This window comes from Synechococcus sp. W55.2, assembly GCF_047461635.1.
Taxonomy (GTDB): Bacteria; Cyanobacteriota; Cyanobacteriia; order Thermostichales; family Thermostichaceae; genus Thermostichus.
Genome location: NZ_JANSHM010000005.1, coordinates 1 through 21891 on the forward strand (window position 1 = coordinate 1; position 21891 = coordinate 21891).

Genomic DNA, 21891 nt, shown 5'->3' on the forward strand with positions numbered 1-21891 from the left:
GTTTGGAAACAAACAGAATGCTATCGCTGCATAGTTGAACAGTGATGTTCAGCAGTGTTCAGCGTAAATGTATCAGATCCGCGATCTCTCAAGCTCCTCCAAAAATAGGCCAAGTCGATCAAGTCGATCCCAGCAGTTGAGGCCGGATCTTATGGACTCCGTCCCACTGTGGCGAGCGGCCACCTGATCTAGAGTGGGTCTAGAGTGGGAAAGCATGGGCAGTGGGTGTGAGAGCATGGCTCCTTTGCAAGGACGACGCCGGCGGTTTTGGATTTGCAGCATGGTAGTCATCCTGGCCGGGTTTATGGGATCCCTGCTGGCGGGATCGGCCCAGAACCTGGGAGCACAAGCGCAGCAGGGCCTGACTCAAGCCCAACTGGAGCAGGCTCAATATGTGCGCAGTTGTGGTGGTTGCCATGTGGCGTTGCCCGCCCAAGTGTTGCCCACTGAAACCTGGCGACGGCTGCTGCAGGATCCCAACCACTATGGCCAGCAGATCCAGCCCCTGAGCGGTGTGGCTTTACAACTGGCCTGGGGCTATTTGCGGCCCAACTCCCGGCCCCTGCGACAGGGGGAACAGGTGCCCTATCGCTTGGCAGATTCTCGCTATTTCCGTGCCCTGCATCTGCAAGTGGAGTTTCCCACTCCTGTGCGGGTGAGCGCCTGTGTGGATTGTCACCCCAGGGCCAATGGGGGGGATTTTGCCAGCCTCTCTGCAGAATGGCAATCTTGAGGAGCGCAACTGAGGCAATGCAGGTGGATCTGGCCACCATTCTGGCAGGCTATGCCCAAGGCTACTTTCTGATGGCCGACGAAGAGACGGGATCCCTGGCTTGGTACAGCACCGACCAGCACGCGGTGATCCCCCTCGATGAGCGATTTCACTGCCCCCGTTCGTTGCGGCCCTTGGTGCGCAGCGGTCGCTTTCAGGTGCGGCTGAACTGCGCTTTTGAGCAGGTGGTAGAGGGCTGTGCCGCTCGTCCCCAAACCTGGATTAGCCCCGAGCTGAAGCAGATTTACGCAGCTCTGCACCGGTCTGGCTTTGCCCACAGCTTTGAAACCTGGCAGGGAGAGACCTTGGCAGGCGGGATCCTGGGTATTGCCCTTGGAGCGGCGTTTATCGGCGAGTCGATGTTCTACCGCATCCCCAACGGCTCGAAGGTGGCCTTGGTGAAGTTGGTGGAGCACTTACGGGAGCGGGGCTTTCGCCTATTCGACGCTCAGTTGATGAACCCGCACCTGGCCCGTTTTGGTGCCTTTCTCATGGAGGGACAAGAATACCTGAAGCTGCTGCAGCAATGCCTGGGGATCCCTTGTCGGTTCAATTAAATCTGCAATGTTACGATAGCCGCCGACAAAACATTGCAGCGGCTCTTGGTGGAAAATAGAAAGGGAATCCGTCCCGCTGTTGCAGGCGGATACATCCTGTGGTGGGCCCACACATGGGATCCGATGGGGAGGTTGCCATGAGCCAAAAGCTTCTGTTTGTCTGTCTGGGTAACATCTGTCGCTCTCCCACTGCTGAGGGCATCACCAATCACCTTTTGCGCAGCAGCGGCCATAAGGAAGCAATTATCTGCGACTCAGCAGGTACGGCAGCCTATCACATCGGCAGCCCCCCAGATAGGCGCATGCAACAAGCAGTCCGATGCTATGGCCTGGAGCTGCAGGGCAAAGCCCGCCAGATCCAACCCGCCGACCTGCGCGAGTTCGACCTGATCCTGGCTATGGATCGACAAAATTACCGCGACATTCTCAGCTTGGATCCCCAGGGAAAATATGCCGAGAAAGTGCGCCTGATGTGCAGCTATTGCCGCTCTCATTCTGACGAAGAAGTTCCGGATCCCTACTACGGGGGTGAGGCTGGATTCCATTACGTGATCGAGCTGCTCTGGGATGCCTGTAGCGGCTTGCTGGAATCCCTGGTTCCCGGGATCCAATGCCCACCGTTGCCCTCCCGTGCTTGAGAGCTTGTGTGTTTATTTATAGTCAATTCAAATGGCGATGAGACGGTAGCCAGTACAATAGCTCCGTTTGCGATAGTCATTCCGAACAAGTTTGGGACATTTGTCCTGCCTTCGATCTCTAACCGGCCAACACAAACATACCCCTTATCTGTCTCCCAAAGCAGACTAGGGGAACCTGGGATCCCCAAGTTGCTTTCCTGCAGTCTGAAACAACCATATATCCTGGCCCAGAGGGATCCTCATCTAACTTAATTGCCTCTATTTCCGATGCTGCTCCGGCAATTTGTCGGATTCATCCTCATCAGCGTTTTGTGCAGATTGGGATCCACATAACTCCAGACACCGCGCCTTTGCTTAGGTACGGGCTGAGAAGGGAACTTCCGGCTCCTCCGAGCCAACGATGTACGGGTCGTCTCCAAACGAAGTGTATTCGCTGTAGAGCTCGTCAGCAGTCATGCTGGGCCGCAAAGCCTCAATCAAAAACTCGTCGACGATACGCTTACAAGCGGCAATTGCGGCTTCGAGGGTCTCAAACTTTCCGTACTCGTACTCTTTATATTTCTCCACATAGTGGAAGTTGTCGGCAACCACCACAGTAAATGGGCGCGCTGGATCGGAGCCGGGCATGAGGTGAGGTCTAATGCTGCTGTTACTTCCGACATTATACATTTCTCTTAAGGGTTTATCAATTGTCGAAGAGAGGTTTCTAATAAAATAAGATCTTCTTGAATCGTTTGCCAGATGATGGACAAACTCACTTGAAAATACTCATGGATCACAATATTCCGCATTCCCCGCATTTCGTCCCATGGAATTTCAGGATGCGAAGCCTCCACCTCTGGTGGAATGCCGCGAACTGCTTCACCAATAATTGCAAGATTATACAAAACTGCCCCAACTGTCTTTCGATCGACTTGAAATTCATCGAACGTGATGTCTTTTATAAACTCTCGGATCTCTTCAATCGCAGCTAGCACGTCTCTTACTCTGTTCTGCCAATCTCTAGAAGGCACGAACCACCTCCCGGAGAACGGATTCTTGCAGATAGGGCTTGAGGGAGTCAGGCGTACCTAGATCAACCGGACTCTCTAAAATTTCCTCTAGATATCGTTTCAAGCGTACAAAAGTGAACAATCCAACTGGACGGTCAAACTCTACTAGCAGATCGATATCACTGTCTGTTTGCGCTTCATCCCTTGCTACTGAACCAAAGAGCATTAGAGACTTTACGCCAAAGTCCTTCAGAGTGTTCTGGTGATTTGCCAGTAATGTAAGGACTTCCTGTTTTTGCATTACCCAACCTGCAATGAAAAGAAAAGTCCATTAGGAATTATAGCTCACCTATTTCCTCTCAATTACGACTCAAACAAAGATTCATAACGCTTTGCAGGTCGCAGGCACAGTTGAGCCGAGGCACACCTTGCAGAGGACAGGGATCCCTTCCCGTTCCAGCTCCGCCTGCCGTTGCCGCAAGAGCTCCGAATCCTGCTCGTCCCAGACCCACACCTCTTTTCCCTGGGCCCGCAGCAGCCGTGCAGCCGACCAACCCGCGATCCCCAGTCCCAAAACCTGATGGCCCACGTCTATCCTCTTGGAACTTTGGCTTGCAGATCTGCATCTTACGGCTTTGGCCGCTCTCTAGAGCGCAGCGCGGGGCCTAGGGATCGGAGCGACAGAGAAAGGAGAGAACCTCGCCCATTAGACGGTTTATGGCTTGGTACTTCTCAGGGGAGGCTGAGAGGATCTCTGCTTCCGACTGCACATAGGTAGATGGCAACAGTTCGTTGCGGCAGTGGGAGACAAGCCCTTGCACCAATTCTGGCGTGGTTTCCAAGTGAAACTGGAGGCCGATCACTGAGCGTCCAAGCTGAAAGGCCTGGTTCTCACAGCCTTCGCTCTTGGCAAGGTGAATTGCACCAGGGGGCAGCTCGAAGGTTTCCCCGTGCCAGTGAAAAACCTCAATCGAAGGCGGGAAGCGAAAGGCCAGCTCGTTAGCCGGTTGGATCCCTTGCACCGGCCACCAGCCTATTTCCTTAACGGGATTTGGAAACACCCGAGCCCCCATTGCGCTGGCAATCAGTTGCGCCCCCAGGCAGATGCCCAAAATAGACTTGCCAGCCTCGATAGCATTGCGGATGAACTCTTTCTCCTGGACCAGCCAAGGAAACGTGCTTTCGTCATTGGCACTCATAGGGCCACCCATGACGATGAGCATGTCAAATTCATCCAGGCTCGGCAATCTCGTCGATTCAAAGAACCTTGTGCCTGTTACAGGGTATCCCTTGGCTCCAAGCCAAGACTCTATGTAGCCAAGACCCTCAAACGGCACATGTTGCAGGTAGTGAGCGCGCATCTCAGCTTCAAGACTAACCTCCCGGCCTAGCATAGCCCCCGTGGCTTGCCAGGCTGCCTCGCTGTCACTGCTTCTAGAATCAGGCAGTCACGTTTCCGGGGGCTGGGTTTCTTAGTGTACTTGGAGGTAGTTGATGGATCCCCTTAACTTCATCGTGCTCTTTACAGCTTATTCATTTGTTAATAAGACTACTAAAGTTGGCCTTTAAAAACTCGTCGGCATTGCTAAAAGCGTTGAAGAACAACGGTGTACCCGCAAACGAGAGAGGAGAAACTGGGCCAATGGTCATAAATGAGTACTCTCGGCTTTCAGTGTCAAAGGACGAGTGTGGGTCACGGAATAGCTGATAGAGATCAAGAGCTTTGCTACGTCCACCTACTAGCTCACTCAATGTCTTGAATTCAGCTCCCATACCTAAGCCGAAGCCAAAGAAAAGGATGCGCAGCTGCTCCAAAATCTCTCGGTGCAGGCTAGAGAGGGTCTGGCTGATGAATAGCCAGCCTACTCCGTACTTACGAGTGGTGCGTGCCGCATCAATCAAGATGCCCCGTACAGCTTTCTTCTCTTCACTCTCAGGTTCTTCACGGGGTGCAAGGCGGTGAGCTTCATCTATCAGCACCAGTGTGTTGAGACCTTGGCTTTGCCGATAGGCATATTCTGCCGCTGTGCGAATACCTTCCAATAGCCGTTTGATCACCAGCGCTTGTATCGTCTCATTCCAGAACAAGGGAGTACTTTGCGGCTGGGATTGATCTCCACCAAAAAGGGGGAGCGTATTCCAACTCGCAGCAGTTTGAGTTGCCTGTTCTATAGACAAGTCTATCACGACGAGAGGCCGCTGATTTCGATCAGAGTTAAACAGGCTGGCCAACAGCTGCTCTACTTTCTGTGCTCCTGAACGATCTTCACGAAACAGTTGCGTAACAGGAAGCCAAATTGTCTGATATAGGTCATTCTGATTGGCACCAGCCATCTGCTGACGGACTCGTTCCCTAGCCTCCTTCGAACCATAAAATCGCACCTGAATACGCTCTTCCTGCAAATATCCCCACGCTTTATCGAAACTCTCACGTTTGTGTAACTCGGCAAGATGTACACCGTCTTTCTGCAACTGCTCACTTATGGCCTCTGCGGCCTGACGCTGGTTTTCGACTGCTTTAACGCCAAGCCGCTGAAAGAATCCTGACTCCAAGAGGATCTGTTCAAACAAGTTCCACCGGTCCAGCACCAAATTCCTCACGCTATACACATTGGTCGGCTTTCCAAGCCTGTCCAGGACTTCTTTCATTCGCAACTGGAATGCGCCTGGAACTGCCTCACCTCTCGCCTCTTTAGCAAATTCACCCTGCGGATCAATGACCAGGAGTGCCATCCCGGGATAGCGGGCATAGGCCAGCAGGATCATCTTAGCCAGCACCGACTTTCCAGAACCGGTTTTGCCAAAAATGCCCAGATGGTAGGCTTCGCCAGCACCCTGGGGACCAGTGTCGAAATGTTTGAACCAAAGGGGCAAAAGCGGTTTTGAGCCATAGACATGCCCCAGGTAGAAAAGCTGGTCACGATAGGGCGAGAGCAATTCGGATAAAACGGCATCATTGACAAGATGAATGGGCGTGCCTGTAGCCGGGACAGTGCCCAGGATACTGGGACGGTAGCCATTGGATTCAGCAGAGAAGACGGCGCTGATCGTCATCTCCCCTGTATGGGTATCCTGGCGTTCGCTAACTGTATCCACCCGCCCACGCTGACGAATCAGGCTGCGCATGGTGGGGTCTTCGTGCCAGACATTGCGCAGTTTCACCTCAGTAATCTGTCCCAAAGCATAATGAGAAAGCCCATCCTGGTAATAGCGAAACAGGGCCAGTTCCCCCACAAGCTTCTTGCTGACGGCTCCGGCCAAGATGTCCAGCACCAATTCACTGGTAGAGGATGGTGACCCCACCACGCCAATCCGTTCCGCTGCATCCACAAGCTGATCAAGATTATTCGTTGGCATAGGATCAGGCTCCTGACTCGGTGCGATAACCATGCAGGCCTAGAAAAACCTCACTAATGTCCCCCAAATACGTCTCAGCGATATGCTGGCTGGTGACCTGCCGAAACGTAGGGATGGCCTTGGGCAAGTGCTTGACCATACGATCCGCCATGTAGAGGGGGTAGGGCTCCATGACCGCCGGTGTACCGCATTGATGACGAATGCCATGGAGCACTGTGGCCAGGCGCGCCCGATTTTCAGATACCTTCGGGTTCATCTCCACTCGAAGAGCGGGAAGCCAGGGATAAGGGCGATAATAAACGACCCGGATTTCATCCAGTAGAGCAACAATCTCCCTTGTTACGCCTTCTGCTTCTTGCTTGAGATTAGATGCGAGTGGATCCAGATTCAAGTGCCAGGGTTGAGAAGGCTGTTGGAGAACCATAGGGCCTGTGTATTCACCCGGCTCCAGCACAAAACTTAGAAGTCCGCGATCGTCGTGGGTATCAGGCCAGCCCATTTTCTGGCCAATTTCCCGTCTTGTCGTATATTTGGGTATCGCTACCCAGCAACGGTCGCTTCGAGCTGAGGCCAATACTGTTCGGTAAGCTTCCAGGAACGAGAGCACGCCCCCAAGAAAGCGGGCCGTCGTATGCAAATGTAAAGCATCCTGACTCTTGTTCAGCGCCTGATTAAAGTAAATGAGAGGGGTCGTGAGAGAGCCATCTATAAAGACAACCTCGTGCGGCGCTTGTGCTGCCAGTTCTAACTCCATACCGATCATCAGAGCACGCAGGATGGTGCCCGTTTCGGCTTCGTGCGCCTCCGTCTCTATCCAAATTCGGTGGCGAGGTTCGGGCCAGTGGCGCGTTTCTGAAGGTGGCGTCAAGCCTTCGACAGCCACAGCAGCTGCTGCAATCAGGTCGCTGGCTAACAATCGCTCAACAGCATAGGAACCATCTACACCGCAGGTTGTTGGAACAGACGTATAGGGAACCTCGGCATCGCGATGAAGCAAGCCTGCTCTCTTGAGGCCCTCTCGCCATTCCTCGCGACGAGTGCGTACTTGCTCAAAATTATCCAGCAGTTTCTGACCAAGATCCGCTGTGCGTTTGAGAGCCTCATCAACTAAAGCAGCAGGAAGTTCACCAAAGGGACGCTCTCCAGATTCCATTACAAATTACTCCATCTTTACTCTGTGGCCTTATTCTGTTCCATCAGAAGTATATTCTTGATTTCCTCTTTGCGCCAAGCCCGCCATCCATCCACTCGCCCTGCTCGCGGCAGCAGCCAGCGCTCCCGCCACCAGGCGACCAGTTCCGAGAATGGCAAATTGCGATAGATTGGTTCAGTGTCACGGCCTTCCATGTATGCTTCCAGATTGTCCACCAGGCGAAACAGAAACACTTCCCGCTTTATGCCATGGTAGAGGAGCTGATCTGAAAGACCTAGCCGTCTGAGGGCTTTCACTATTATTTGCCATTTCCGCCTTGGCCCACTACCAAAGCCACCGCGAGTCGAAATGCCTTGGTTTTCTAAAAACTCTCGGAATAGTGGGTAAAGTTCCGCTAGGTGAAAAGCTCCGTATCCTTCGGTATAGCCAATAGACTTAGCTATAAGAATTCCTTTGTAACTCAGGCGGTTATACAGGCTACTTCTTCCAAAAGCACTTGTGGTTGTAAGTGCAACTAGGTGAGGTTTTAGGATGCGCTGTTCGATTTCAGTCACACGACCCAGGTATTTGTGCCAGTAGGCTTGTCGAACCTCATTTGACGCTGCTGCCAACGCTACCAGTTTTCCACCTAGGAGACGGTTATATGGTGGCACAGCGCCCAAAGTTTGAATATCCATTGTCTGGTTAACCATCTCCGTTTTTTTGCCAGGGGGGTAGCAAAACAGACGATCGCGAGCTGGAAAACTAAGAGGCGGGGACTGCAGAGCTAACAGACCGATCAGCTTGTCATTAGCTTTGTCTATGATTAGAAACCGGGAGCGGCGCCCATATCCCTTGGAGAACGGGATAGACCAGAGTAGCCGAGCTATGCGGAAGAGGTCATGGTGCTGCTGTTTGGTAACCTCAACTAAAACCGGATCAATGCGCTCAGGTATAATCTCGTTACCGTCTGCGAAGAAGGTGAGGTATTTAGGAAGATATTGGCGAAGCCAATCTTGCCGGTTAGCGATTTCTAACTGAAGAGCAGGCCTGTGTACCCGCCGCAAGCTCTCCTTACCAAGGACAGAAGGGCATAGCTTACCTTCATCTGTTACTACGAACCCAGCTTCTTTAAGCTTAGTCAAAACAAGTTCTGCTAACTCCGCTTCACTCACCCTGGCCGATTCTCTTCTGCTTCAACAATCCTCTGCAGCCTTAACGTAGACAACGTACTGCACTGCTCCCTTGCTAAGGGTAACGTGAAAGGCTCCCACAGAGTGATCAGATCCCTCTGCCCTTACAGAGGCTCAAAGGTTATTTCGAATTGTTACAGCCTTGCCTCCGTGCCCCCAGCAGGGATCCGTTTCTCGGGTAGAACGGGAAACAGGTCATAAGGGATAATGCTTACCCGTAGGCTGTTTGCATCACCGGACGGAGAGCGACCGCATGTTTACTCTGGTTAAGCCCATCACCCGCCACGTTGCCCCTGCTGAGGTAGGGGATCGCCGCTTGATGAAGGTGGTGTATGTGGTGTTGGAGCCGCAATATCAGAGTGCCCTGACCGCAGCAGTGCAGCACATCAACGCCCACAACTCCAAGCTGGCGGTGGAGCTGTCCGGCTATCTGGTGGAGGAGCTGCGGGATCCCGCGGGCTATGAGGCTTTTCGGCGGGATCTGGAAACGGCCAATGTCTTTATTGGATCCTTGATCTTCATCGAGGACATTGCCCAGAAGGTGGTGCAGGCGGTGCAGCCCCTGCGGGAGCGGCTGGATGCGGTGGTGGTCTTCCCTTCCATGCCGGAAGTGATGCGCCTGAACAAGATGGGATCCTTTTCCATGGCGCAGCTGGGACAGTCCAAGAGCGCCATTGCCCAGTTCATGCGCAAGCGCCAGCAGGGATCCAACTTCCAGGAGGGGATGTTGAAGCTGCTGCAGACCCTGCCCAAGGTGCTGAAGTATCTGCCCTTCGACAAGGCGCAGGATGCCCGCAACTTCATGCTCAGCTTCCAGTACTGGCTGGGGGGATCCCGCGAGAACCTGGAGAACTTTTTGCTGATGCTGGCGGATCGCTACCTGCCGGGGATGCGGGATCAGGTGCAGTTTGCCGAGCCGGTCACCTATTTGGAGATGGGCATTTGGCACCCCCTGGCACCCCAGATGTTTGCCAGCCTGTCGGAGTATTTGGATTGGTACAACGCCCGCGAGGATCTGCCGCAGGACGTGAAGGATCCCTTGGCCCCCTGTGTGGGGTTGGTGTTGCAGCGCACCCACCTGGTGACGGGGGATGATGCCCACTACGTGGCCATGGTGCAAGAGCTGGAGTCGCGCGGGGCGCGGGTGGTGCCGGTGTTTGCCGGGGGTCTAGATTTCTCCAAGCCAGTGAACGAGTTTTTCTGGAATGCCCAAAAGACCACTCCGGTTGTGGATGTGGTGGTGTCGCTGACGGGATTTGCCCTGGTGGGGGGGCCGGCGCGGCAGGATCACCCCAAAGCAGTGGAAGCGCTGCAACGGCTGAATCGCCCCTACATGGTGGCGCTGCCCTTGGTGTTTCAATCGACGGAAGAATGGGCCAGCAGCGATCTGGGCCTACACCCGGTGCAGGTGGCTTTGCAGATTGCCATTCCCGAGCTGGACGGGGCCATCGATCCCATCATCCTCTCAGGGCGGGATGCGGCCACCGGCAAAGCTCACGCAATGCAGGATCGGATCGAGCTGATCGCGGCGCGGGCCATTAAATGGGCCAATTTGCGGCGCAAGCCCAAGCTGGAGAAGAAGATCGCCATCACCGTCTTCAGCTTCCCGCCGGACAAAGGCAATGTGGGGACGGCGGCCTACTTGGATGTGTTTGCCTCTATTCACCGGGTGATGCAGGCCCTGGCCCACAACGGCTATGACCTCGGCCCCGAGCTGCCCAAAACCCCGCAGGAGCTGATGGAGTCCATCCTGCACGATCCCCAGGCCCAGTACGCTAGCCCGGAGCTGAATGTGGCCGCCAAACTGTCGGTGCGGGAGTACGAGGCGCTGACACCCTACGTGAAAGCCATCGAGCAATACTGGGGGCCAGCGCCGGGGCACCTGAATACCGATGGGCAAAATCTGTTGATCTACGGCAAGCACTTTGGCAATGTGTTCATCGGGGTGCAGCCCACCTTCGGCTATGAAGGGGATCCCATGCGGCTGCTTTTTTCCAGGTCAGCCAGCCCCCACCACGGCTTTGCTGCCTACTACACCTACCTGGAGAAAGTTTGGGGGGCGGATGCGGTGTTGCACTTTGGCACCCATGGATCCCTGGAGTTTATGCCGGGCAAGCAGATCGGCATGTCGGGCGAGTGCTATCCGGATAATCTAATTGGATCCCTGCCCAACCTGTACTACTACGCCGCCAACAACCCCAGTGAGGCCACTATTGCCAAGCGGCGGGGCTACGCCTGCACCATCAGCTACCTGACGCCGCCGGCAGAAAACGCCGGCCTCTACAAGGGGCTGCAAGAGCTGCGGGAGATGATCGGCTCCTACCAAACCCTGCGGGAGGGGGCGCGGGGCATCGCCATCGTCAACGCCATCTGCGACAAGGCGCGGCTGGTGAACCTGGACAAGGATGTGGAGTTGCCCCAGGGGGACGCCGCCCAGTTGAGCTTGGAAGAGCGGGACAGGGTGGTGGGCAAGCTCTACGCCAAGCTGATGGAGATCGAGTCGCGGCTGTTGCCCTGTGGTCTGCACGTCATTGGAGCGCCCCCCACAGCAGAGGAGGCGATTGCCACCCTGGTGAGCATTGCCAGCATCGACCGCCCGGAAGAAGGGATCCTGGGTCTGCCGCGCATTCTTGCCCAAAGCCTGGGCCGGGATATCGATGAGATCTACCGCAACCGGGATCGGGGACACCTGGCGGATACGGAGCTGCTGGATCGCATCAACAAGGCCTGCCAGAAGGCGGTGGCGGCGCTGGTGCAGGAGCAGACCGACGCCCAGGGCCGGGTCGCGCGGGTGGCCAAGCTCAACTTTTTCAACATGGGCCGGCAAGCCCCCTGGTTGGCAGTCCTAAAAGAAGCGGGCTACCCCCAGGTGGATCCGGATCTTTTGAAGCCCTTGTTTGAATTTCTGGAGGAGTGCCTCAAGCAAATTACGGCAGATTATGAGCTGGGATCCCTGCTGCGGGCCTTGGAAGGGGAGTACATTTTGCCGGGGCCAGGAGGGGATCCCATCCGCAACCCCAATGTGTTGCCGACAGGGCGCAACATCCACGCTTTGGATCCCCAGTCCATCCCCACGGCAGCCGCCATCCAGTCGGCGGAGATGGTGGTGGAACGGCTGCTGGCTCGCGAGATGAGCAGTAACGGTGGCCGGTACCCGGAGACCATCTCGGTGGTGCTCTGGGGCACCGACAACATCAAGACCTATGGGGAATCCCTGGCGCAGGTGCTGTGTTTGCTGGGGGTGCGACCCAAACCCGATGCCCTGGGGCGGGTGAACAAGGTGGAGCTGATCCCCTTGGAGGAGCTGGGCCGTCCCCGAATCGATGTGGTGGTGAACTGCTCTGGGGTATTCCGGGATCTGTTTGTCAACCAGATGGATCTGATCGACCGGGCGGTGAAGCTGGCGGCCGCAGCGGTGGAGCCACCGGAGCTGAACTTTGTGCGCAAGCACGCCTTGCAGCAGGCAGAAGAGCTGGGGCTGACGTTGGAGCAGGCAGCAACGCGGGTCTTTTCCAACGCTTCCGGATCCTACTCCGCCAACATCAACCTGGCGGTGGAAAACAGCTCCTGGGAGGACGAGAGGGAGCTGCGGGAGATGTACCTATCCCGCAAGTCCTTTGCCTTTGGCTCGAATCTGCCTAACCAGCAGATGCGGCAGCTTTTTGAAGCCAGCTTGAAGACGGTGGATGTGACCTTCCAGAACCTGGACTCCTCGGAGATCAGCCTGACCGATGTCAGCCACTACTTCGACGCGGATCCCACCAAGCTGGTGCAAAGCCTGCGCCCCGACGGCAAGGCCCCCTCGGCCTACATGGCAGATACCACCACGCCCAACGCCCAGATCCGCACCCTGAGCGAAACCATCCGTCTGGACGCCCGCACCAAGCTCCTCAACCCCAAGTGGTATGAGGGGATGCTCAAGCACGGCTACGAAGGGGTACGGGAGATCGCCAAGCGGCTGGTCAACACCTCCGGCTGGTCAGCTACGGCAGGCGCGGTGGACAACTGGATCTACGAGGAAACCAACGAGACTTTCATCAAGGACGAGGCGATGCGGCAGCGCTTGATGAACCTCAATCCCCACTCCTTCCGGCGCATTGTCGGATCCCTGCTGGAGGTGCATGGGCGTGGCTACTGGCAGACTTCCCAGGCCAATATCGAGCGCCTGCAGGAGCTGTATCAGGAGATCGAGGACAGAATCGAAGGGGTGGAGTAATTAATATGGTTGTTTCAGGTTAGCGTGAGACGTCTGGGCTACTGTTCGCGCCAGCGGGACGGAGTCCTTAGACCTTACGTGAAGTCGGCAAAAGCTGCAACCATGGCCGGATCCTTGCCCAGGGCTTCTGAAGCAGCAGTGGATCCTGCCAAGTTCGTTGATTACTCTATGAATCCAGCTAATCCTGGAAATCAAGGCAAGTGGATTGCCTTTGCAGAGCTTGGCTATGATGTCAGTACACCAGAGGGAAGAAGGGTGGGATTTGCTCACATTCTGCAACAGGTTACTGCTGCTCTGCCTTGCGCCTTAGCCGGGGATCCGTTTCCAACACCCTATGGAAGCCGCTATCGAGTCAAGATTGAAATTTTGGGCCTCAATCAGAAAAAAGGCACTTTAGTGACCGTGTGGCAGGTTGATAAGGAAAGTTTAATCCCTCGTTTGGTCACCAATTGGCTAGAGGTACACAATGATGAGTAAAACCACTTCTAGAATCAAGCCATACAGTAGAGTCAAAACTGTGGCAGATGTCAAGGAGTATTTCAGCGAGACCACTATTCCTGCTGGAACTCAGGGATCCATTGTGGAATGTTACTCAGATCCCACTGAAGGCTATGCGGTTGATTTAGCGGTTCCGGATTTGAGCTTGGTAGGAGGTTTTCGATATTTTAATCTCATTCTTTTTCCCGATCAGTTTGAAGTCATAGATCCCGAAACATGAAGTATCCAATGTTGAATGGACGTTCCCTCTACCCCACCAATCCGGCCCAGCGTAAATAGCCCTCCACCAGTTGGGATCCGGCCAGAGCCGCTACCCCTCCACCCAAGGCCAGGTAGGGGCCAAAGGGGATGAGTTTTCCCAGGCGGGCCCGCCCCTTGGTCATGGCCAGCAAGCTAGCCAGCAGGCCAAACCCGGAACCCAAAAGAAGGGCCACCACCACCCCCTGCCAGCCCAACCACATGCCGATCAGGGCCAACAGCTTGCCATCTCCCCCGCCCATAGCCTCCCGCCCCAAGACCCAACGGGCCAAGAGGCCAATGCCCTCCAGCAGCCAGAGGCCCAGCACAGCTCCTGCAATCCCTTCCACCAGTGACAGGCCTGTAGCGGCCAGGGATCCGGATCCCTGGAGCCACGGCAGAGCCAGGCGGGCCAAAAGCCCCACCACTAGGCCTGAACGGGTCAGCTCCTCCGGCAGCAAAAAGGTATCCAGATCGATGAGCGCCAGGGCCAACAGCCAGCTCAACAAGATGCAGGTGAGGATCCCTTGGGCAGAAAACCCCAAAGCGCCGATGCTGAGGGCAAACAGGCCCATTGTCAACGCCTCAACGGCAGGGTAGCGCCAGCTAATCTGCGCTCCACAATGGCGGCAGCGACCGCGCAGCAACAACCAGCCTAGGATGGGAATGTTCTCCGTGGGGCCCAGCGGCGTCTTGCAGCTTGGACAATGGGATCCGGGATGGAGCAGAGAAAGACCCTGCGGCAGGCGATAGACCACCACGTTCAAGAAGCTGCCCACACAGGCCCCCAGCACCAGTACCAGCACCCAGGCCAACAGGCGCAGCTCCCAGATTCTGTTGGCGTCGGCGCTGCTCAGCCACATCATGCTCAGCCACATCATGTGAGCGTTGTGCAGTAGGGGAGAATCTCGAGCATGGCAGCCATTCCCATCGCGTCGGCAGGACGGAGTCCCTAAAGGCAGAAAAAGGAAGGATCTGCTCTGTCAGCGTAGCTCCTTGTGCCTCACCGCAGCGGCTCCAATTGCTGCAGCGGAATAAAAGTTTCCTGGGGCAGCAGGATGGGGAACTCGGAAAAGATCAGATCCCCTCGCAGGGTACGGCGGTGAATAACTACCCCCCGCGGAGGTTGCTCCAGCACTTCCGGTCGATACTGCAGATGAAATTGATAAATCTGGCGAGCCGCTTGAAGCAGAGCGCTGTCCATTGTTTTCCTTGCCAAATTCACAACTACCCTAACGACATTCCCATCGCGTCGGCGGGACGGAGTCTTTAGACCTTTTGGGATCCCCAAAGTTCTGTCTGCCATCCCTCAGACTTTTTTAGAACGGTTAAGGCTTCTGAAAAGCCGAGGATCCCCTGAGCCGAACACCTGCTGCTTCCCAAAAGACAAGTCACCCGCCCCCGCCAGCCTAAACTTAGGATATCGCCGCCGAGGACTTATGGGTCACCTCCGCCCACTCAATTCTCGATGTCTGTCCAGATGTCTGTCCAGGAATGGAGGCCATAGAGCACTCTGGAGTTGTCGGCAGCCAGCCTAAGACAGTTTGACGTCAGGGCTGGGGGAGATCAAATCTGGGCCGATGCTGTAGGAGGAGCCACGGTAACTGGGTTTGGGATTGAGCTTGTCTTGAAAGCGGGTGATGATCTGGATGGTGCGCTGTACATCCGCCGGAAAGATCACCACCAGGTCTCCGGGTTCGGCTTTCTCCAGAGCGGTTTCGATAGCAGTTGCCTCATCCAAGATTTCCTGCAGACGATCCCCTGCCTTTTCCTGTTCCCAACCCTGCCGGATTAGGGCGGCCACCTCGCCTGGTTCCCGTCCTCGCCGGTCATCATCTTCTTTGACAATGGCTCGGTCGAACATGCGCGCTGCCAAGACTCCCAGCTCTCGTAGGTCGCTGTTGCGCCGATCCCCAGGCCCGCCGATAACCCCAATTTTTCGTTGGCAATCCCAGCGCTCCAGGGTACTTTGAATGGCTTCGTAACCTGCTGGGTTGTGGGCATAGTCCACCAACACCTGGTAGCCCCCTACATCAAACAAGTTGAGGCGACCGGGGGTCTGGGCTACAGAACTGGTGAAGGTGCCCAGCGCCATGCGGATGTCGTCGATGGAAACCCCGTGCAGGAAGGCTGCCAAAGTAGCGGCCAGCACATTTTGGATCATGAAGCTGGCCTTGCCAGAGAGGGTGAGGGGAATTTTGGTTACATCTTCTATGCGCAGTTTCCAGCCCCGTTTCAAAATTGAGATGTGGCCCTCTTCATAGACAGCTGCTATGCCCCCGGAAGCAATGTGCTTTTGAATGAGGGGATTTTCCGGGTTCATGCTGAAATAGGCCACTGTCGCCTTGACATTGGCGGCCATGGCGGCCACCAGACCATCATCGGCATTCAAGACAGCGTAGCCCCGCTCGTGTACCGCTTCCACCAAGACGGATTTGACGCGGGCCATGTCTTCTAGGGTTTCGATATCCCCCAACCCCAGGTGATCTGAGGTTACGTTGAGCACCACGCCAATATCGCATTCCGGAAACCCCAGCCCCTCTCGCAAAATGCCGCCTCGCGCCGTTTCCAGCACCGCCACTTCTACGGTGGGATCCCTGAGCACCAGGCGGGCGCTGTGGGGGCCGGTCATGTCTCCCTTGGCAATTTGATGGTTTTGGATGTAAACGCCGTCGGTGGTGGTGAAGCCGACCCGCTTGCCGATGCCTTTGAGGATGTGGGCGATCAGGCGGGTGGTGGTGGTTTTGCCGTTGGTGCCGGTGACGGCCAGGATGGGGATGCGGGTGTGGCTGCCGGGGGGAAAGAGCATGTCGATGATGGGCTCAGCCACATTGCGCGGGATCCCTTCGCTGGGGGCCAGGTGCATGCGCAGGCCGGGAGAAGCGTTCACCTCGACAATGCCGCCACCGGTTTCGTTGACGGGCTGGGCAATGTCCGGGCAGATGAGGTCGATGCCCGCCACATCCAGGCCGATGATCTGAGCTGCCCGTTCGGCAATGAAGGCGTTGTAGGGATGGATGATATCGGTGCAATCGACGGCAATGCCGCCGGTGCTCAGGTTGGCCGTGGACTTGAGGGTGCAATGTTCTCCTTTGGGCAGCACTGTATCCAGGGTGTAGCCTTTGCTTTCGAGGATGCGCAGGGTCATGTCATCAACGCTGATTTGGGTCAGCACGTTTTCATGGCCAAACCCCCGCCGCGGATCCCTGTTGACTTCGTCGATCAGCTCTTGAATGGTGGAGCGGCCATCTCCCACCACATAGGCTGGGATCCGCTTGGCCACAGCCACCAGCTTGTTGTTGATCACCAGCAGTCGGTAGTCATCCCCCACCAGGTGCTTTTCCACCAACACCACATCGGAGTATTGGCTGGCGGCATCGTAGGCGATCTCGGCGGCTTCCAGGCTGGTGATGTTGACGGTGATGCCCTTGCCGTGGTTGGCGTTAAGGGGCTTGATCACCACCGGAAAGCCCCCGACATCCTCGATGGTGGCTGCCAACTCGCTGCGGCGACGCACCGTATAGCCCTTGGGCACCGGGATCCCCATGTCCTGCAGCAGTTCTTTGGTGGCCCGCTTGTCGGCGGCCAGGTCGGTAGCAATGATGCTGGTTTTTTCAGTGGTGGTGGCTTCGATGCGCTTTTGGTAGACGCCGTACCCCAGTTGCACCAGGGATCCCTTGTTGAGGCGCAGATAGGGGATCCCGCGCAGGGCGGCCTCGTCCAGCAAAGCTTGGGTGCTGGGGCCGAAGCGGACGTTCTCTCGGATCTCTCGCAACTCTTGAATGTCCAGTTCTAGGTCGCGGCGGTAGTCTTCTCCATCCACCAAAGCCTGACAGAGGTAGACTGCAGCTTTGGCCGCAAAGCGCCCGGCCTCTGCCTCTTGATACTCGAACACGACGTTGTAGGTGCCGGGGGTGGAGGTTTCGCGGGTGCGGCCAAAATCCACTTTCATGCCGGCCAGAGTCTGCAGTTCCAAGGCCACATGCTCCACCACATGGCCCATGAGGGTGCCCTCTTCCACCCGTTGCAAGAATCCCCCATAGCAGCCGCGGGAGCACTGGTGTTCCCACAGTCCCGGCAACAGGGCCTCCAACCTTTCTTTGAAACCCGGGATGGTGTTGGTGGGTCGCTCCTGCAAGTCTTCCAGATCAAGCCGCATTTGAATCAGCTTATGACGACGGATGCTCCAGTAGTTGGGGCCACTGAGAACGCGGATGGATCGGATGCGCATAGGGTCTAGGGGAAACAGCGGGGAAGGGGACAGATAACTTAGGGTCGTTTTAGGGTCGTTTTCAGGATGCCGGCGCAGGAAACTGCCAAGGACTACATCCCGCTGGCGCGACCAGCCCTAATCTACACTCCCTTTGCCAAGGTCGAGAAAGAGTATCCTTTAATACAATTCTTTCGGCAGGCGAGCAAGGTTAAGACAACGCAATGGATCCCGCTTGACCACATCGGTACAGTGGGGGGCAGACGGGTCTGCGGCACATGGAAAGAACCTATCTGCTGGGGTTGGGCTGGATCTTGGGCCTGCTGGTGCGGGCTTGGCCCCAGGCTGCCGGGTGGGGCTGGGGGATCCTGCTGGGATTGGGGCTGGCGGGATCCCTGCTGTGCCGGCGGCAACCGCGTCTGGCCCGCACTTGGCTGGCGATGGGTCTGGTGGGGTGTCTGGCTTGGAATTACCTGGGTTGGCGGCAGCCTTTTCCCGGGCCGACGGATATCAGCCTGTTGGCCCCCCAGCAGCAGATGAACTTGGTGGGCACCGTCCTCTCGGAACCTCGTCCCACCCGCAGCGAACGGCGGCAATTTTGGCTGAGAGCAGAGCAGGTGCTCAACGCCGACTCCACGGCCCGCCAGGTCAGCGGCAAGCTCTACGTCACCACCGGCCCTGAGGCCCTCCAGGACAAGGATCTCCACCCCAACCAACGGGTGCGCCTGACGGGATCCCTGTACCTTCCCAGTCCGGCCTTGAACCCGGGCAGCTTTGATTTTCAAGCCTACCTGCAGCGCCAGGGGGCTTTTGCCGGCTTCAGCGCCCGTGAGGTGATCCTGCAGCCGGGGGGAAGAGGTTGGGGGGGCTGGGTGTTGCGGCGGCGGGTGCGAGAGGCGTTCGTTGCTGGATTGGGGGAGCGGCAGGGGAATCTGTTGGCTTCCTTGGTGCTGGGATCCCGGGCCGCCCAATTGGATTTCGACTTGCAGGATGCCTTCCGGGAAATCGGCATGGCCCATGCGCTGGCCGCCTCTGGGTTTCATGTGTCGCTGTTGGTGGGGGTGGTGTTTGTCCTAACACGGCGGTTGGCGGTGCGCCTGCAGCAGGGGATCATTCTGGCAGTGCTGGGGCTTTACATTGCCCTGACGGGGTTCAGCCCTTCGGTGTTGCGGGCAGCACTGATGGGGGCAGCAGCCATGGTGGTGCTGACGGAGCCGCGCCTGCAGGGAAAAGTTAGGCTCAATCCGCTGGGCACGTTGCTGGTGGTGGCGGTGGTGTTGCTAATCTATCAGCCCATGTGGATTACGGATTTGGGGTTCCAGCTCAGCTTCGCCGCCACCCTGGGCCTGCTGGTGGGGACAGCTCCCATCGTTTCCCGCTTGGACTTTTTGCCCCCGGCAGTGGCCACCGCCTTGGCCGTTCCTCTGGCCGCCCAGATCTGGACTTTGCCGCTGCAGGTGGCCATCTTTGGCCGCATCCCCACCTATTCACTGCTGGCCAACCCGCTGCTGCTGATTCTGCTGGTGCCGCTGCTGGTGGCGGGGTTCGGGGTGGCCTTTGTGGCTTTACTCTCTCCAGGGCTGGGATCCCTGCTGGCAAGGCCCCTAGGGCTGCTTCTCACGCCTTTGATCAACTGGGTGAGCTGGATAGCCGGTTGGCCCTTCAGCTCCTACTACACCGGCGGAGTTTCTCTGCTCCAGTGCTTGCTCCTCTACGGCGCGCTGGTGGCCCTAACCTTTTGGCCGCGGTGGCGACAGGCCTTCCGCTGGCAGGGCACAGCCCTGATCATGGCCGCCATCCTCCTGGGTCCAAGGATGTGGCCGGGGCCAGCCGTTCAGATCACCGCCCTGGCCAGTGGACGAATTCCCATCCTGGCCATTCAAGCGGAAGGGCGCCACCTCTTGCTCAACAGCGGGGATCCCCGCCTGGCAGAACGCACGGTGTTGCCCTTTTTGCGGCAGCAGGGCTTGCACCGTCTGGATGGAGCGGTGGCCATGACCTCTGTCGGCTCTGCCAATGGCGGCTGGGAGATCCTGCTGTCGGCTTTCTCCAAAGGACTGCGTCCCGCCAGCGCGATTGGGCAATTTTGGGATGGGGGAGGGGCCAACGCTGCTTCCGAAAGTTACCTGCGCTCCCTCAGTGCTGTGCAAGCTGCCGGGATCCCCTATCGAGTGTTGCAGCCTGCCGACCGGATCCCGGTGTCGCAGCGGTTGAGCCTACAGGCCATCCACACCAACCCCCTGGTGTTGACTTTAGAAACAGAGGGATCCCATTGGCTGCTGCTGGGCTCTGCCGGCACCCATGTGCAAGCCGAGCTAACCGGATCCCCGCTGATGCCGGCCCAGATCGACTGGCTGTGGTGGGACGGGGGATCCCTGATTTTGGATCTCCTGGAGCGCTTTCAGGTGCAGGCGGGCATTAGCTCTGGCTCTGTCGGCGAGACGGTGGTCACCTGGTTCCGGCAGAAACAACGACCCCTCTACGTAGCCGATCGGTCTGGAGCGGTAAGCTGGTCGCGGCGGGGAGTGCAAACCTTGAGGTCACAATTGGATTGAGCAGCGCTGTAGTCTGGGGTACAAACTCGGTAGAATTCGAGCAAAAAAGCTTGCAGCTTCCCAAACAAAGTGGGAGAGAGGCTAGCAGGGCAAGGCGGCGGGGGATGTCTTAGACATGTTCAGAGTAGCTACAGAGGAATAGCTACAGAAGCCGATCCCGCATTCGTCCACAGAGGGTACCCCTACACCTGCAGCGGTTCCCTGGGACAAGCGGGCAGTCGCCAGCACATCTCCAGCCAGCTTTTTAGCTCCTCAGGTTGGCCCATGAGGCTCATTTCCACCAGCAGAATGGCGGCTCGGTCGGCGGCTCCTTTGGATCCCAGACGAATCAAGGCAGACAGGCTTTCTTCCCGCCAGCAGACGGATACCCCCTGCCGGATCAAGGCCCGGGCGGCAACGGGGATGCACGAGAGTGGCACTTGGATGTCCCGCCGCTCGTAATCGGGAATGGACAGCATGAACGGCAACCCAAATCTTTATTATGTCTTAATCTTCTTCCCTTTTCGCCTGTCCGTCACGGGTCTTTGCAAAGTATGAAGTGATCTTTTGTGAACTTTGTAGAGAACTCGACATCGTTGCGAATAGTGGGAGAGAAAGACAGGGATCCCTGTAGAAGGCTTAAAAGATAGCGGCGATTTCTCGGCCTCATTTCCCCACAGCCGCGAGAATGGCTGCATGCGCAGGAGATGGGGAGATGCGAGCAGAAGGTTGGGAAAGGCGAGTTGGTCGCTGGTTGCCCAAGGCCACCCTTGCCGGAGCCGTATTGATCCTAGTGGCGATGGGCAGGCCGCTGCGACTGGTGGGCAACGGAGAAAATATGGTGGTGTTCACCTGGGGAGGGGGGGTGAGCCCGATGGCTTTGCAGCCAGGTCTGCATTGGGTGCCGCCTTTTGTCTCGCGCACGGTTACCTTCGATGTAAAAACGCAGGCCCTCACCTGGAAGGACAACGACCCGACCGCCTACGCACCGCGGCTGGTGGCCCTTTCTCAGGATGGGCAGCAGATTGCGGCTGAGGCGACGCTGCAGTTTCGCATTGTGGACGCCCCCAAGGTCTATACGCAACTGGGGGAAAATTACCTGGATCGCATCGCCCCCATCGTCCGGTCGGTCATTCTGAATGAGACCAGCGGCTTTTCTGCCCAGGCTCTGTATTCTACCGAGCGTCCGCTGCTCCAGGGCCAAATCCGCGAACGGGTGGCTCTTCTGCTGAAGGAATACGGCATCGAGGTTTTGGATTTTCTGCTGCGGGATGTGGATTTCGATCCTGATTTCGTAGCGGCCATTGAGGCAAAAACCATTGCTGAAAATCAACTGGCGCAAAAGCAGTTCGAGATCGAGCAGGCCCGCCAAGATGCCCGCGCCATCATTTCTCAAGCGGAGGCGGAAGCCGGTCAATTGCGAGCCAAAGCACAGGCCCTCACCCAGAATCCAAAGTACCTAGAGGTGGTGAAAGCCACAGTACTGGGGTCCAGCCTGGAAACTCTGGTTACCAAATAGCAACCAGCACTTTTTCATCCTCTTTCCACGAGGAGC

Annotated in this window: 19 protein-coding genes; 7 read left to right on the plus strand and 12 right to left on the minus strand. The window is 56.9% G+C overall.

Going from position 1 to position 21891, the window contains the following annotated elements:
• The first annotated feature begins 280 nt into the window (after positions 1 to 280).
• The 3 genes from NW828_RS01990 to NW828_RS02000 all read left to right on the plus strand — a co-directional run bounded on the left by NW828_RS01990 (position 281) and on the right by NW828_RS02000 (position 1967).
• Positions 281 to 733, plus strand: a complete 453-nt coding sequence (locus NW828_RS01990) for a hypothetical protein (protein WP_414381067.1) — start codon at positions 281 to 283, stop codon at positions 731 to 733.
• Positions 734 to 750: 17 nt separating this feature from the next.
• Positions 751 to 1329: a leucyl/phenylalanyl-tRNA--protein transferase gene (gene aat, locus NW828_RS01995; RefSeq protein WP_414381154.1), complete on the plus strand. Its 579-nt coding sequence runs from the start codon at positions 751 to 753 to the stop codon at positions 1327 to 1329.
• A 137-nt stretch (positions 1330 to 1466) separates the two neighbouring features.
• Positions 1467 to 1967 carry a low molecular weight protein-tyrosine-phosphatase gene (locus NW828_RS02000; RefSeq protein WP_414381069.1) on the plus strand — a complete coding sequence of 167 codons (501 nt, stop codon included), beginning with the start codon at positions 1467 to 1469 and terminating at the stop codon, positions 1965 to 1967.
• Positions 1968 to 2321: 354 nt separating this feature from the next.
• Here the strand turns inward: NW828_RS02000 and NW828_RS02005 are convergent, their stop codons facing one another.
• The 8 genes from NW828_RS02005 to NW828_RS02040 all read right to left on the minus strand — a co-directional run bounded on the left by NW828_RS02005 (position 2322) and on the right by NW828_RS02040 (position 8623).
• On the minus strand, positions 2322 to 2594 hold the full coding sequence (locus tag NW828_RS02005; RefSeq protein WP_414347213.1) for a hypothetical protein: 273 nt from the start codon (positions 2592 to 2594) through the stop codon (positions 2322 to 2324).
• A gap of 47 nt (positions 2595 to 2641) precedes the next feature.
• Positions 2642 to 2980, minus strand: a complete 339-nt coding sequence (locus NW828_RS02010; RefSeq protein WP_414343083.1) for a DUF86 domain-containing protein — start codon at positions 2978 to 2980, stop codon at positions 2642 to 2644.
• Positions 2970 to 3260 carry a nucleotidyltransferase family protein gene (locus NW828_RS02015; RefSeq protein ID WP_414329506.1) on the minus strand — a complete coding sequence of 97 codons (291 nt, stop codon included), beginning with the start codon at positions 3258 to 3260 and terminating at the stop codon, positions 2970 to 2972. The genes NW828_RS02010 and NW828_RS02015 overlap by 11 nt, the downstream gene beginning before the upstream one ends.
• Positions 3261 to 3341: 81 nt before the next feature.
• Positions 3342 to 3548 carry a hypothetical protein gene (locus NW828_RS02020; protein ID WP_414381071.1) on the minus strand — a complete coding sequence of 69 codons (207 nt, stop codon included), beginning with the start codon at positions 3546 to 3548 and terminating at the stop codon, positions 3342 to 3344.
• 76 nt (positions 3549 to 3624) lie between these two features.
• The gene (locus NW828_RS02025) at positions 3625 to 4353 is read right to left on the minus strand and encodes a type 1 glutamine amidotransferase (RefSeq protein ID WP_414381073.1); all 729 of its coding nucleotides are present in this window, start codon (positions 4351 to 4353) and stop codon (positions 3625 to 3627) included.
• Between the two features lie 139 nt (positions 4354 to 4492).
• Positions 4493 to 6316 carry an ATP-binding protein gene (locus NW828_RS02030; protein WP_414381075.1) on the minus strand — a complete coding sequence of 608 codons (1824 nt, stop codon included), beginning with the start codon at positions 6314 to 6316 and terminating at the stop codon, positions 4493 to 4495.
• A gap of 4 nt (positions 6317 to 6320) precedes the next feature.
• Complete coding sequence (locus NW828_RS02035; protein ID WP_414381077.1) at positions 6321 to 7469, minus strand: DNA double-strand break repair nuclease NurA; 1149 nt, start codon at positions 7467 to 7469, stop codon at positions 6321 to 6323.
• Between the two features lie 17 nt (positions 7470 to 7486).
• Complete coding sequence (locus tag NW828_RS02040; RefSeq protein ID WP_414381079.1) at positions 7487 to 8623, minus strand: Druantia anti-phage system protein DruA; 1137 nt, start codon at positions 8621 to 8623, stop codon at positions 7487 to 7489.
• A 271-nt stretch (positions 8624 to 8894) separates the two neighbouring features.
• Between NW828_RS02040 and NW828_RS02045 the strand changes: the two genes are divergently transcribed.
• Both NW828_RS02045 and NW828_RS02050 read left to right on the plus strand, forming a co-directional pair.
• Positions 8895 to 12857 carry a magnesium chelatase subunit H gene (locus NW828_RS02045; RefSeq protein WP_414381080.1) on the plus strand — a complete coding sequence of 1321 codons (3963 nt, stop codon included), beginning with the start codon at positions 8895 to 8897 and terminating at the stop codon, positions 12855 to 12857.
• A 102-nt stretch (positions 12858 to 12959) separates the two neighbouring features.
• Positions 12960 to 13334: a DUF6883 domain-containing protein gene (locus NW828_RS02050; RefSeq protein WP_414330567.1), complete on the plus strand. Its 375-nt coding sequence runs from the start codon at positions 12960 to 12962 to the stop codon at positions 13332 to 13334.
• A gap of 269 nt (positions 13335 to 13603) precedes the next feature.
• On the opposite strand, the gene NW828_RS02055 is transcribed toward NW828_RS02050, so the two are convergent.
• From NW828_RS02055 to cphA, 3 genes are all read right to left on the minus strand, one after another.
• Positions 13604 to 14473 (minus strand): prepilin peptidase, encoded by an 870-nt coding sequence (locus tag NW828_RS02055; protein ID WP_414381082.1) that lies wholly within the window; start codon positions 14471 to 14473, stop codon positions 13604 to 13606.
• Positions 14474 to 14595: 122 nt separating this feature from the next.
• Positions 14596 to 14796, minus strand: a complete 201-nt coding sequence (locus NW828_RS02060; RefSeq protein WP_011432545.1) for a hypothetical protein — start codon at positions 14794 to 14796, stop codon at positions 14596 to 14598.
• 330 nt (positions 14797 to 15126) lie between these two features.
• Complete coding sequence (gene cphA / locus NW828_RS02065) at positions 15127 to 17823, minus strand: cyanophycin synthetase (protein ID WP_414381084.1); 2697 nt, start codon at positions 17821 to 17823, stop codon at positions 15127 to 15129.
• A 257-nt stretch (positions 17824 to 18080) separates the two neighbouring features.
• Here cphA and NW828_RS02070 point away from each other — a divergent pair, with 257 nt between their 5' ends.
• A complete protein-coding gene (locus NW828_RS02070) occupies positions 18081 to 20357 on the plus strand; it encodes a ComEC/Rec2 family competence protein (protein ID WP_414381086.1) in 2277 nt (758 codons plus the stop codon).
• Positions 20358 to 20539: 182 nt separating this feature from the next.
• On the opposite strand, the gene NW828_RS02075 is transcribed toward NW828_RS02070, so the two are convergent.
• Positions 20540 to 20815, minus strand: a complete 276-nt coding sequence (locus tag NW828_RS02075) for a hypothetical protein (RefSeq protein ID WP_414349897.1) — start codon at positions 20813 to 20815, stop codon at positions 20540 to 20542.
• 236 nt (positions 20816 to 21051) lie between these two features.
• On the opposite strand from NW828_RS02075, the gene NW828_RS02080 reads away from it, so the two are divergent.
• Complete coding sequence (locus NW828_RS02080; protein WP_414381088.1) at positions 21052 to 21855, plus strand: prohibitin family protein; 804 nt, start codon at positions 21052 to 21054, stop codon at positions 21853 to 21855.
• Positions 21856 to 21891 lie beyond the last annotated feature (36 nt).

Excerpts from the sequence above, each read along its gene's own strand:
- NW828_RS01990 (WP_414381067.1), top strand. The coding sequence starts at position 281 with ATGGTAGTCATCCTGGCCGGGTTTATGGGATCCCTGCTGGCGGGATCG.
- aat (WP_414381154.1), top strand. The coding sequence starts at position 751 with ATGCAGGTGGATCTGGCCACCATTCTGGCAGGCTATGCCCAAGGCTAC.
- NW828_RS02000 (WP_414381069.1), top strand. The coding sequence starts at position 1,467 with ATGAGCCAAAAGCTTCTGTTTGTCTGTCTGGGTAACATCTGTCGCTCT.
- NW828_RS02005 (WP_414347213.1), bottom strand. The coding sequence starts at position 2,594 with ATGCCCGGCTCCGATCCAGCGCGCCCATTTACTGTGGTGGTTGCCGAC.
- NW828_RS02015 (WP_414329506.1), bottom strand. The coding sequence starts at position 3,260 with ATGCAAAAACAGGAAGTCCTTACATTACTGGCAAATCACCAGAACACT.
- NW828_RS02025 (WP_414381073.1), bottom strand. The coding sequence starts at position 4,353 with ATGCTAGGCCGGGAGGTTAGTCTTGAAGCTGAGATGCGCGCTCACTAC.
- NW828_RS02030 (WP_414381075.1), bottom strand. The coding sequence starts at position 6,316 with ATGCCAACGAATAATCTTGATCAGCTTGTGGATGCAGCGGAACGGATT.
- NW828_RS02035 (WP_414381077.1), bottom strand. The coding sequence starts at position 7,469 with ATGGAATCTGGAGAGCGTCCCTTTGGTGAACTTCCTGCTGCTTTAGTT.
- NW828_RS02045 (WP_414381080.1), top strand. The coding sequence starts at position 8,895 with ATGTTTACTCTGGTTAAGCCCATCACCCGCCACGTTGCCCCTGCTGAG.
- NW828_RS02050 (WP_414330567.1), top strand. The coding sequence starts at position 12,960 with ATGGCCGGATCCTTGCCCAGGGCTTCTGAAGCAGCAGTGGATCCTGCC.
- NW828_RS02055 (WP_414381082.1), bottom strand. The coding sequence starts at position 14,473 with ATGATGTGGCTGAGCATGATGTGGCTGAGCAGCGCCGACGCCAACAGA.
- NW828_RS02060 (WP_011432545.1), bottom strand. The coding sequence starts at position 14,796 with ATGGACAGCGCTCTGCTTCAAGCGGCTCGCCAGATTTATCAATTTCAT.
- cphA (WP_414381084.1), bottom strand. The coding sequence starts at position 17,823 with ATGCGCATCCGATCCATCCGCGTTCTCAGTGGCCCCAACTACTGGAGC.
- NW828_RS02070 (WP_414381086.1), top strand. The coding sequence starts at position 18,081 with ATGGAAAGAACCTATCTGCTGGGGTTGGGCTGGATCTTGGGCCTGCTG.
- NW828_RS02075 (WP_414349897.1), bottom strand. The coding sequence starts at position 20,815 with ATGCTGTCCATTCCCGATTACGAGCGGCGGGACATCCAAGTGCCACTC.
- NW828_RS02080 (WP_414381088.1), top strand. The coding sequence starts at position 21,052 with ATGCGAGCAGAAGGTTGGGAAAGGCGAGTTGGTCGCTGGTTGCCCAAG.